Annotated in this window: 10 protein-coding genes; 3 read left to right on the forward strand and 7 right to left on the reverse strand. The window is 74.0% G+C overall.

The window, feature by feature from the left end:
• Positions 1-102: 102 nt before the first annotated feature.
• Both EAD89_RS27750 and EAD89_RS27755 read left to right on the forward strand, forming a co-directional pair.
• Positions 103-1,341, forward strand: a complete 1,239-nt coding sequence (locus tag EAD89_RS27750) for an ROK family transcriptional regulator (RefSeq protein WP_199733657.1) — start codon at positions 103-105, stop codon at positions 1,339-1,341.
• 112 nt (positions 1,342-1,453) lie between these two features.
• Positions 1,454-3,121, forward strand: a complete 1,668-nt coding sequence (locus EAD89_RS27755) for a PP2C family protein-serine/threonine phosphatase (RefSeq protein WP_233579209.1) — start codon at positions 1,454-1,456, stop codon at positions 3,119-3,121.
• A gap of 60 nt (positions 3,122-3,181) precedes the next feature.
• Here the strand turns inward: EAD89_RS27755 and EAD89_RS27760 are convergent, their stop codons facing one another.
• Entirely contained in the window at positions 3,182-3,823 is a 642-nt protein-coding gene (locus EAD89_RS27760; protein ID WP_233579210.1) for a MarR family winged helix-turn-helix transcriptional regulator, read from the reverse strand.
• Between the two features lie 58 nt (positions 3,824-3,881).
• Here EAD89_RS27760 and EAD89_RS27765 point away from each other — a divergent pair, with 58 nt between their 5' ends.
• Positions 3,882-5,051 (forward strand): PP2C family protein-serine/threonine phosphatase, encoded by a 1,170-nt coding sequence (locus EAD89_RS27765; protein WP_121657043.1) that lies wholly within the window; start codon positions 3,882-3,884, stop codon positions 5,049-5,051.
• Here EAD89_RS27765 and EAD89_RS27770 read toward each other — a convergent pair.
• The 6 genes from EAD89_RS27770 to EAD89_RS27795 all read right to left on the reverse strand — a co-directional run bounded on the left by EAD89_RS27770 (position 5,045) and on the right by EAD89_RS27795 (position 11,230).
• Positions 5,045-6,514 carry a sugar transferase gene (locus tag EAD89_RS27770; RefSeq protein WP_233579211.1) on the reverse strand — a complete coding sequence of 490 codons (1,470 nt, stop codon included), beginning with the start codon at positions 6,512-6,514 and terminating at the stop codon, positions 5,045-5,047. The genes EAD89_RS27765 and EAD89_RS27770 overlap by 7 nt on opposite strands.
• Before the next feature lie 234 nt (positions 6,515-6,748).
• Positions 6,749-8,506 carry a substrate-binding domain-containing protein gene (locus tag EAD89_RS27775; RefSeq protein ID WP_121677765.1) on the reverse strand — a complete coding sequence of 586 codons (1,758 nt, stop codon included), beginning with the start codon at positions 8,504-8,506 and terminating at the stop codon, positions 6,749-6,751.
• A 131-nt stretch (positions 8,507-8,637) separates the two neighbouring features.
• Complete coding sequence (locus EAD89_RS27780; protein WP_199733659.1) at positions 8,638-9,708, reverse strand: lactonase family protein; 1,071 nt, start codon at positions 9,706-9,708, stop codon at positions 8,638-8,640.
• Positions 9,709-9,845: 137 nt separating this feature from the next.
• Positions 9,846-10,448 (reverse strand): ATP/GTP-binding protein, encoded by a 603-nt coding sequence (locus EAD89_RS27785; protein WP_089019271.1) that lies wholly within the window; start codon positions 10,446-10,448, stop codon positions 9,846-9,848.
• The gene (locus tag EAD89_RS27790) at positions 10,429-10,818 is read right to left on the reverse strand and encodes a DUF742 domain-containing protein (RefSeq protein ID WP_121657041.1); all 390 of its coding nucleotides are present in this window, start codon (positions 10,816-10,818) and stop codon (positions 10,429-10,431) included. Before EAD89_RS27790 ends, EAD89_RS27785 begins: the two co-directional genes overlap by 20 nt.
• Positions 10,808-11,230 (reverse strand): roadblock/LC7 domain-containing protein, encoded by a 423-nt coding sequence (locus tag EAD89_RS27795; RefSeq protein ID WP_121657037.1) that lies wholly within the window; start codon positions 11,228-11,230, stop codon positions 10,808-10,810. The genes EAD89_RS27790 and EAD89_RS27795 overlap by 11 nt, the downstream gene beginning before the upstream one ends.
• Positions 11,231-11,379: the final 149 nt, after the last annotated feature.

Genomic DNA, 11,379 nt, shown 5'->3' on the forward strand with positions numbered 1-11,379 from the left:
CGGCGGGGGTGGGACTGGGTGCCATGAGGGCCTCCGGGGTGGGGTCGTCCACTATTTGTTCAACGATTGAATTATTTGCGCGGCCTATGGCACTGTCAAGGGGTGAGCCCCACCAACGCCCCGGCCGGCGCGGTCCGACAGGGCAGCCTCCGCGAGCTCAACCTCGCCCTGGTGCTCGGCCGGATCGCCGCCGCCGACCGTCCCCCGTCCCGGGCCGACCTCGCCACGGCGACCGGCCTGACCCGTGCCACCGTGTCCGCGGTGGTCGAGGACCTGCTCGCCGGCCAGCTGGTCGACGAGGCCGACCCGGCGCCCCGAGCCGGCGCCGGCCGCCCGGCCCGGGGTCTGGTGCTGGCCGACCAGGGGCCGGCCGGGCTCGGCCTGGAGATCAACGTCGACTACCTGGCGGTCTGCGTCGTGGATCTCGCCGGCCAGGTCCGGCACCGCACCGTGCACCGGGCCGACCTGCGCCCGGTCGCCCCCACCGAGGCACTCGCCCGACTGGTCGCGATGGCCGGGCAGGCCCGCGCCGACGCCGCCCGGCAGGGCCTCACCCTGGCCGGAGCCGCGCTCGCCGTGCCGGGCCTGGTGGACGGCGCCGGGCTGGTCCGGCTCGCGCCGAACCTCGGCTGGCACGACGTGCCGGTGCCGGCGCTGCTCGCCGGGCACCCCCCGTTGACCGAGCAGGTGCCCGGCGTACCGGCGCTGGTGGTGGACAACGAGGCCAACCTCGCCGCGCTCGGCGAGCTGCACTCCCGCCCGCCCGGCCCGGCCAGCTTCCTGCACATCTCCGGTGAGGTCGGCATCGGCGCCGGCATCGTGCTGAACGGAGCGCTGTTCCGCGGCGTGCGCGGGTGGAGCGGCGAGATCGGGCACCTCCCGGTCCACCCGCAGGGCCGTCCGTGCCGCTGCGGCGGGCAGGGCTGCCTGGAGCAGTACGCCGGCCAGGAGGCGATCGTGGCCGCCGCCGGGCTGGCCCGGGCGGAACTTCCCGCGGACACCGCGACCGCACGGCTGGCCGAGCTGGCCGAGGCCGGTGACGCCGGGGCGCTGCGGGCGCTGCACGACGCCGGGACGGCGCTCGGTGTCGCGGTGGCCGGCGTGGTCAACCTGCTGGACCTGGACACCGTCGTGCTCGGCGGCGGGTACGCCCCGCTGGCGCCCTGGCTGTGCCCCCCGGTGCTCGCCGAGATCGCCGGCCGGGTGCTCACCGCCGCGTGGTCGCCGGTCACGGTTCGACCGGCGACGCTCGGCGCGGAGGCCGCCGCGGTGGGTGCGGCCGGCTCCGTGGTTCGTCAGATCGTCGCCCGACCCGCCGGCTGGCTGGCCCGCTCCGGCTGACCGGGCGTCCGTCGCAGGGGCTCGCTACGCTTGCTCTCAGGCAACGATCCCCGGGCGAGGAGTCCACGAACAGCATGCGCACGACACGTCAGACGCGGGCCGGCGTCGGGCGGTGACCACGACCCGACGGGGCGGCATGGCCGGTCCGGTCAGCGGTGATGGAGTCTCCTCCCGCCCGCCGACGGGGCAGCCCACTTACCACCCGCTCCCGGCCGACCCCCGGCTGGCCCGCGAGTTGCTCGACGGGCTCGCCGAGGCCGTGCTGACGACCGACGAGGCGGGCCGGGTGACCCTGGTCAACGCCATGGCGGCGGAGCTGCTCCCGGAGATCACCGCCGGCACCGAGCTGTCCCGGTGCCCGGTGCGAGCGCTGGCCCAGGCGGTCGCCGGCGACGCCGAGTGCTTCGACGTCGAGCATCGCGGCCGGCGACTGCGCGGCGTGCGACGGCGGCTCGCCGGCGCGCGGTACGCCTGGTACGTCCGGGACGTCACCGAGGAACACGCCCGCACCGACGCGCTGCTGGCCGAACGCTCCCGCACCGCCTTCCTCGCCCAGGCCGGCAGCCGGCTGGGGCGCTCCCTGCACCGGGACCAGACGCTGCGGGCCACCGCGACCCTCGCCGTGCCGTACCTGGCCGACGCCGCCGTGGTGCTGCACCGCCCGCCGGCGCCGGCCGATCAGCGCCCCCGCTGGATCCGGTACGCCGAGAGCGACCCGACGCCCGCCACCGGGCTGGCCGGGCCGGGGCTGACCGACACCGTGCCCGGGCTGACCGAGGCGCTGGCCGGCGAGCTCACCGAGCCGAGGCTGGACACCGAGCTCGCCGACCTGTCCTCCGTGCTGCCGCCCGGGCTCGGCCGACCGGGCGCGGCGCTGGTCAGCCCGATCCGCAGTGCCGGCGGCCCGTTCGGGGCCCTGCTGCTGATCCGCCGCGCCGGGCGGGCCGGCTTCGACCCACGCGACATCGAGCTGGCCCGCGAGTTCGGCGCCCGGGCCGGTGCCGCGCTGGCCACCGCCGAGCTGCACGGCGAGCAGGCTCACCTGGCCCGGGTTCTGCAGGCCAGCCTGCTGCCGCCGGAGCTGCCCCCGGTGCCCGGGGTGAGCCTGGCCGGCGGTTACCGGGCGGCCGGGGACACCCTGCGCATCGGCGGTGACTTCTACGAGGTCTTCCCCCACCGCACCGGCGCCCTGTTCGCGCTCGGCGACGTGTGCGGCAAGGGCGTCGGCGCGGCCGTGCTGACCGGCCGGGTCCGCCAGTCGTTGCAGACGCTCCGGCTGGTCGAGCAACGCCCGCTGGAGCTGATCGGGCTGCTCGACCGGGCGCTGTTCGACGCGCCGGACGCGGCGCGGCGCAGCCAGTTCACCACCCTGCTGCTCGGCTCGCTGGAGCGCGGGCCGGCCGGGGTGGACGTCCGGATCGCCGGCGGGGGTCACCCGGCGCCACTGCTGGTCACTCCCGGCGGCGCGGTCACCCCGGTCCCGGTCGGCGGGATGCCGGTCGGCGCGCTGGCCGCCGCCCGGTTCGCCGAGACGCGGGTGCACCTCGACCCGGGCGACCTGCTGCTCGCGTACACCGACGGGGTGACCGGGGCGCGCGGCGGCCCGCGCGAGGTGGAGGTGTTCGGCGAGGAGCGGCTACGCGCGGCGGTCGCCTCGGCCACCGGGCTGCCACCGGCCGCGCTGGTCGACCGGCTGCTCCAGTTGGTCGACGAATGGCAGGGCGGGCAGGCTCACGACGACATCGCGATGCTGGCCGTGTGCGCGGCGCGCCCGGCGTGACCGGCAGCGGCGGCCCCGACGGCTCGACGTGGGCGCCGGGCGCGCGGTCCGACCGGTGGGTCAGGCGCTCCGTGCCACCGGAGGTTCCCCGGTCGCCGACTCCCGGGCCGTGCCCACCGTCCGTTGGGCGTCACCCGACGCGCCCGTCCACGCGGCCCGTCCCGGCCGCTCCGGGTCGTCCGACCAGTCGCCTGCCCGCCCGGTGGGGCGGTCCAGGTCGTCCGGCCCGCCCGGCGGCGACGTCTGCGCCTGCTGCCGGCGGGCGGTCTCGTCGAATTCCCGCATCCCGTCCAGCAGCGCCGTGCGGCCGGCGGGGCTCATCCCGGCCAGCACCACGGCGAGTTGCGCCTGGCGGTCGGCACGCAGCTCGGCGAGGAGCCGGCGGGCCTCCGGTGTGAGGTGCAGGGCGATCTCCCGCCGGTCGAAACGCCCCGGCTCACGCTCCAGCATTCCGGCGGCGACCAGCCGGTCACAGAGCCGGCTGGCGGAGCTGAGCAGCATGCCGAGTCGGGAGGCGAGCCGACGCAGGTTGATCCCGTCGTACTGCTCCACCACCATCACAGCGCGTAGCTGCGCTCCGGACACCCGGTTGGCCGTCCCCTCCCGGGTCGACTCCCATACGGTCAACAGGGCAGCCGCCGCCGCATCCAACGCGGCAGCCATACTCGTCTCGGGGTCCGGCGGACCGTGCAGTTCGGCCATGGTGGCCCGAGACTACTCCGAACCCACTGGTGGTCGAGCTTTGATCAAGGGAGTGGTGATGAGCGAACCGGTCAATCGGGCACGACGTACCCTGAACGAGACACCCGCCGACCGCCTCGTCGGCGGTGTCGGCGACGTTCTTGCCCGGTCGTACGGGATCACCGAGACGGAGCTGTACCAGGTCGACTACCGGCTCTCGGAGCTGTTGCCCCTCACCGAGGGTGATCGTGACCCCGTCACCGGTCCGGGGCACCCCGCCTGGCGCGCCTTCGACCACCAGTCGCCGGTGGTCGACGACGGCACCGCCTGGCTCCCCGTCAGCATGCGCGGCGAGCGCCGGGGCGTGCTGCGACTGGCGCCGGTCCCGGACGGCCCGGCCCTCCTCGGCGAGCTGGCCGACATCGCCACCGCGCTCGCGCACGAGCTGGCCGCCGTCTCCGCGGGCACCGACGTCTACCGCGCGGCGCGGCGCAGCCAGCGGCTCACCCTGGCCGCGGAGATGCAGTGGGACCTGCTGCCGGGACGCAGCCGGATCCGGCCCTCGTTCAGCCTGGCCGGGCAGTTGGAGCCGGCGTACACGGTGCGCGGCGACAGCTTCGACTGGTCCGACGACGGGCAACGGCTCTGGTTGTCCACCATCAACGGCACCGGCGAGGGTGTCGCGGCCTCCCTGCTCACCTCACTGGCCACCCACGCGCTCCGCAACGCCCGCCGGGCCGGGCTCCGCCTGGCCGACCAGGCCGCCCTCGCCGACCAGGCGCTCTACGACGAGTACCGGGGTGAACGGCACCTCTCCGCGCTGCTGATGGAGCTGGACCTGCGCTCGGGGGTGCTGACGGTGGTCGACGCCGGCTCGCCCCGCCTGGTTCTGCTGCGCGAGGGAAAGGTCACCGAGCAGCCTCTGGAGGCGCAGTTCCCGCTCGGCATGTTCGAGGCGACCGACTATCGCGAGCAGCGGTTCCCGCTGGAGCGCGGCGACCGGATCTTCGTGCTCAGCGACGGCGTGGTGGAGGCCACCGGGCAGCACACGCGCTACGGCGAGACGGCGCTGGACCGGTTCCTGCGACGGACCGGCCCGATGGAGTCGCTGGACGCCGTCCGGTCGCTGATCGGTGACCTGCGCGCGTTCGTCGCCGGTGACCTGGTCGACGACGCAGTGGTGGTCTGCCTGGACTGGACCGGCCCGCAGCCGCTACCGGCCGAGACGACAGGGGGCCGTGATCAGTAGGCGCCGCGACTGTTGAGCACCGCGCCGAAGGTCTTCCAGAGGATGGTGAGGTCGGCGGCGAGGGACCAGTTCTCCACGTAGTAGAGATCGAGCCGGATGCCGTCCTCCCAGCTCAGGTCGGACCGGCCGCTGACCTGCCACAGGCCGGTCATACCGGGCTTGACCAGCAGCCGCCGGGCCACGTCGCCGTCGTAGCGGGCCACCTCGGAGGGCAGCGGCGGGCGCGGCCCGACCAGGCTCATCTGGCCCAGCAGCACGTTGACCAGTTGTGGCAGCTCGTCGAGCGACCACTTGCGCAGCAACCGGCCGACCCGGGTGACCCGTGGGTCGTCGCGCATCTTGAACATCAGGCCGTCGGTCTCGTTGCGGGCGGCCAGTTCGGCGAGCAGCGCGTCGGCGTTCACCACCATGGTCCGGAACTTGTACACGCCGAACTCCTGCCCGCCCCGACCGACCCGGGTCTGCCGGAACAGCACCGGGCCCCGGCTGTCCAGCTTGATGGCCAACGCGATGAACACGATCAGCGGCAGCAGCAACGCGAGCGCCAGCGACGAGACGGACCGGTCGACGAAGCCCTTGACCAGCTTCCGTGCGCCGCGGAACTCGGGTGCCTCGACGTGGATCAGCGGCAGCCCGGCGACCGGACGGGTGTGGATCCGCGGGCCGGCCACGTCCGTCAGCGCGGGCGCCACGACCAGGTCGACGCCGGTCCCCTCCAGCTGCCAGCCGAGCCGGCGCAACCGGGCGGCGGTCAGCTCGCCGGAGGCCGTGACGGCGACCGTGTCCGCGCCGATCGCGGTGGCGGCCTCCGGGATGCCGCGGAACGATCCGACCACCGGCACGTCGCCCAACCGCTGCGCCACCGGCGCCAGCAGCGCGTCCGGGATGCACGCGCCGACCACGTGATAGCCGGCGTACGGCTCCCGACGCAACGTGTGCACCAGCTCCAGCACGTGCGCGGTGTCGCCGACCACCAGCACCTTGCGGGACCAACCGGCACCACGTGAGCGGGCCCGGTGCAGACGCTTGCGGGCGGCGAAGCGGGCGACTTCCAGCCCGAGGGTGCCCACCGCGAAGGTGATGCCGAGGAAGCCTCGGGAGACGCCGACGTCGGCGATGTACCCGGCGATCGCGATCGCGCCGGCCAGCCGCAGGCTGGCCGAGCTGACCCGCCGGTACTCGTCCGCCCCGTAACCGATGACCCGGTCGTCGTAGCAGCCGAGTGCCTTGAGCGAGACCAGCCAGGCCAGCACCAGCCCCGGCGCCACCAGCACGTACGGGATCTTCGAGCCGCTGGGCTCGTCGTCGCCGAACCGGGCCACGTACCCGACGAGCAGCGCGAGGATGAGGACGGTGGTGTCCAGCACCACCAGCACCCGGATGTAGGACCGTTCGTCGGCGCGCGTCACCAGCCCGGCCGGACGGCCGCCTGACTTCCCCGACCTGCTCGCGGGGGTCGACAGTGTCGCTGCGGTCACCGGCCCTCCCACTCTGACCAGGACGGCCCCGGCCGACGGGTCGGACCGGAGGCGGACCGACGATGCCGGAACACGTCGCCATCCTGCCCTGACAACTATGACCGCCGATTACTTCCGACGTATTGCCGTCACTTTTCTTCAACCATCAGGGACTGCTGAGAAAGAGCCCGCCGTACCGGATCGGCGGTACGACGGACTCCTTCGTGGCTGTGCCCCGAATCAGCGCGGCGCGGGCGGGCGGAGCGCGATGGCGTTGAGGAAGATGTTGCCGATCTCGCTCGGGTCCTTGGTGACGAAGCTGCCGCCACCGGTCACCTTCGTGATCGACTCCAGCTCGGCCTTGCTGACGCTCTCGCCGATACCGATCATGACCACCTGGACCGGCCGCTCCGGGTCGGCGATCTGCTTCAGCTTGGCGAGCAGCTGGGCCTGGCTCATGCCGTCGGCGTCCTCGTTCTTGCCGTCGGTGAACAGCACGATCGAGTTGACCCGGCCGGGTTGCCAGTTCTCCTGCACCGCCTGGTACGCCGCCAGCGTGGTGTCGTAGAGGCCGGTGCCGCCGTCGGAGGGCTTGATGCCGCCGAGCGCGCCCTCCAACTGGGCCCGCTGGGCGGAGAGCGGGCCGATGGGGATCAGCTGGCGGTAGTCCCGGTTGCCGACCAGCTTGGTGGAGAAGGTCCACAGACCGATCGACCAGGAGTCGTCGAAGAGGCCGAGGCCGCGGCGTGCCGCGTCCACGGTGACCTCCTCCCGGCTGCGGTTGTTGGCGCTGGGCACCTTCTCCTTCATCGAGCCGGAGACGTCGATGACGGCCAGCATCCGGCCGGACTGGGTGGCGATCGACCAGCTGGAGACGACCCGCTGTATCGCGGCCGGGTCGAGGCCACCCGCCGCGGTGCCGCCGGCGGCCGGCGCGGTCGAGGCGCCACCGGCCGGGCTCGGCGCGCCCTGCGGCGCCTTGAAGCCGGCGCCCCAGTTGCCGTCCGGCGCGCGCAGCGACTGCGCCGCCAGCCGGTCGCGGAACTTGCTGGTGGTGAGCACCTCGAACAACACCCGGGCCGCCGAGGCCTTGGTCGGCTCGATGCCGGGCAGCACCGCGTACGGGTAGTCCAGCGGCATCGGCGCCGGCTCCATGTAGAGCGCGGCGAGCCGTACCGGCGGCTCCTTGCTGTTGTAGGCGATCACGTCCTCTTCGGACAGTGCCGCCGCGCCGAGGCCGCTGGCGATGGACGTCGGGTCCTTGGCGGTCGGGAAACGGGCCAGCAGGTCGTTGCGGAGCGAGGAACGTCCCGTGGCCAGCGCCCGCAGGGCGCCGACGGTGTTGCGCTGAGCGTCGCCACCGGCGGCGCTGGCCGCCGCGGTCAGCGAGAGCAGGCCGGACAGGCCGGCCGCGTCCCGGGTCGGCTCGACGATCCCGGTGCGGAGCGGGGTGCCCGGGTTGTTGACCTGCTTGAGCAGGTCCGTCCAGGTGAACTTCTTCTTGGGCCAGCCCAGCCGGCCGGCCACCGGCTCGGGCATCGCCACGACGACGGGACTCCGCGCGATGGAGGCGCTGTTGGTCGGAGCGAACGCCGTGGCGTCCTTCTTCAACCGCAGCAGCCAGGTCGAGGAGTCCGGCACCCAGACGTCCGGGGTGACGGCGGTGCCGCTGGCCTGCCCGACGCCGGCCAGAACCGCACCGTGTTTGGCCGCCACCACGGCGGCCACGTCGACCGGGTCGGACGCGGAGACGTCCACCCGAATGCAGGTGGGGCCTACCGCGGCGCCCTCCTTGACCCATTGCGACGCGGCGGCGTCCACCGCCGGCGCGAGCTCGGAGGCGACTGCCACGGCGAGCCGAATCTCCCCCGAACAGCTGGGCTCGATCAGCTCCCGATAGCCGAACCAGACGCCGGTCGTGACGACGAGCACCGTCGCCGTAGCGGCGGCGGCGGCTAGATGAAGTTTCGAACGCATGCGATGGCGGCCTGCTGACACGGTGACCATCTTGCGTACAAGGTGCCTTCTCTGCCACATCCGTTCGGACGAAAGTTACGGAGGAGAAACAGTTGATCGCTGTTTAGCAACGGAGAGTCACGAGACGGACCCACGGTGTTGCCAAACCGGTGTCACGCTCGCGTCTCGCCCCTCGGCTCCGCGGCCCACGGCAGCACGCAGGTCGGGCTCGGCACCGGCACGGGCTCACCGATCGGCGTCGGTACGCCGGTGCCGGCGTCCCGCCCGAAGACCCGCACCATGTCCGCCCGCTCGTCGGCGACGTAGAGGTGCTCCCCGATCAGCGCGAAGTGGCGGGGCCACTCGCCGCCGGTGTCCACTTCGGCCACCAGCTCGGGCAGCTCGCCGGCCACGTCGAAGACGGCGATGGTGCCCACACCCCGGTTGGCGACGTAGAGGAACCGGCCGTCCGGGGCGACCGCGACCTCCGACGGCTGGACATGGCCCGCCCGCTCGCTCGCCTCGATCCGACCACGTTGGTGCAGCGCACCGTCGTCGGTCAGCTCGTACGCGGTGACCGAGGCGTCCAGCTCGCCGACGAGATAGCAGCGCCGCCCGTCGGGGTGGCGGGCCAGGTGCCGGGGCCCCACGCCCGGCGCCGTGCGGATCCGGGGACCACGTGGCACCAGCCGCCCGCTCGCGCCGTCCAGGTCGTACCGGTAGACCGAGTCGGTGCCGAGGTCGACCGCGAGCAGCGGCCCTCGGCCCGGCCCCGGCGAGACCATGTGGGTGTGCGCCCGCTCCTGGCGCTCCGGGTCGGGGCCGTGCCCCTCGTGCACCACCAGGTCGCTGCGCTCACCGGGCACGCCCCGCGCGTCGAGCGGGAAGACCGCGACGCTGCCGCCGCCGTAGTTGGCCGCCACCAGGTGGCCGCCGTCGGGCAGCACCGCCAGGTGGCAGGGCTCCGCCCCGCCGGTCGACCAGGTGCCGAGCGGATCCAGCGCGCCGTCGGGGCCGACCTGCCAGGCGCTGACCTGCCCGTCGGTCAGCTCGTTGACCGCGTAGAGCACCGGGTGCGTGGGGTGTCGGGCCAGGAACGAGGGCGACGGTGTGGTCGCCACCGTGCCGAGCGGGGTCAGCGCCCCGGTGGCCGGGTCACGGCGGGCGGCGACGATGCCGCTGCCCCGCCCGCCGCTCTGCGCGGTGTAACCCCCGATGTGGACGACCTCGACCTGACCACTCACGTCCAACCCCTCCGCCGGCATCCTGCGTCGATCCAACCAGAGGCTGCCCGCGACGCCGGTCCGTTAACCCGCTTTCCGGGCCCGGATCGGCGTCGCCGAGGCCCAGCCGCTGCCGCCCGGCCGTGGGCGACGACGACTCAGGCGGCCGGCACGGGCTCGCCGCGTTGCCGGGCCACGTGCTCGACCAGGGAGATCAACACCAGTTTGCCGGACTGCCGGTCCCGCGCGTCGCACAGCACCATCGGCACGTCCGGGTCGAGGTCGAGCGCCCGGCGTACGGTCTCCAGGTTGAACCGGCGGGAGTCGTCGAAGCAGTTCACGCCCACCACGAACGGGATGCCCCGCTGCTCGAAGTAGTCGATGGACGGGAAGCAGTCCGCCAGCCGCCGGGTGTCGGCGAGCACCACCGCGCCGAGCGCGCCGAAGGCCAACTCGTCCCAGAGGAACCAGAACCGGTCCTGTCCGGGGGTGCCGAACAGGTAGACCTGGAGGTCGTCGTTGATGGTGATCCGGCCGAAGTCCATCGCCACCGTGGTGGTCGACTTCCCCTCCACCCCGGAGATGTCGTCGGTGCCGATCCCGGCGCCCGTCAGCACCTCCTCGGTCTGCAACGGCCGGACCTCGCTCAGCGCGCTCACCAGCGTCGTCTTACCGGCCCCGAAGCCTCCGGCGATGAGGATCTTCAGTGCCAGCGGGATGGTGGTCCCGGAGCCCGCATGGTCATAGCGCACGAAGTCCACTGACCACCGCCTTGAGGATGTCGTTGTCGGGAACCCGGCCGGCGCCCGGCGGCTCGTGCACCGCGACCAGGCCCCGGGCGAGGAGGTCACCGAGCAGCACCCGGACCACCCCGACCGCCAGGTCCAGTTCGGCCGCCAGCTCGGCCACCGACACCGGCCGGTGGGCCAGCGCGACCAGCCGCCGGTGCTCCGGGAGCAGCCGTGGGTCGGCCGCCGGGTCGAGATCCGACCCGGCCAGTACGAACGCGACGAGGTCGAACCCATCGACGGCGGAGCGTACCCGGCCGCCGGTGAGGGTGTACGGGCGCACTACCGGGCCGGCGTCGCCGTCCAGCCACTCGTGCTGCGGCCCGGGCGGCTCAGCTCGCATCACCGGCACCCGCCGACGGTCGGGCCGCCGCGGTGAGGTTCTCCCCCACCCGGATCACCAGCATTGCCATCTCGTACGCGACCAGGCCGATGTCCGCGTCGGCGTCGCTCACCACGGCCAGGCAGGCGCCCTGCCCGGCGGCGGTGACGAAGAGGTACGCCGACTCCATCTCCACCACGGTCTGCCGGACCGGGCCACCGTCCACGTGCCGGCTCGCGCCCCGAGCCAGGCTGGAGAAGCCGGCGGCGAGGGCGCAGAGGTGCTCGGCGTCGGAACGCTCCAGCTCGGCCGAGGAGCCGAGCAGCAGCCCGTCCGCGGAGAGCACCACCGCCTCCCGGGCCGCCGGTACCCGTTCCACCAACTCGTCGAGCAGCCAGTCGAGGCCGGCGCTCTGCTTCGTCGAATGCGGCACTAGGCGTCCCTCTCAGTCGCGGTCAGGGGTTCGGAGGTCTCCGCGGGCGCGGGTGCGGCGGCCGGGGCGGGCCCCGGGTCGGCGGTCGGGCCCGCGCCGGCCTGGCCGGCGCGGTCTCCCGGCGCCAGCGGCGCCGGAGAGGCCGAGGC

This window comes from Micromonospora sp. BL4 (assembly GCF_003667505.1).
Taxonomy (GTDB): Bacteria; Actinomycetota; Actinomycetes; order Mycobacteriales; family Micromonosporaceae; genus Micromonospora.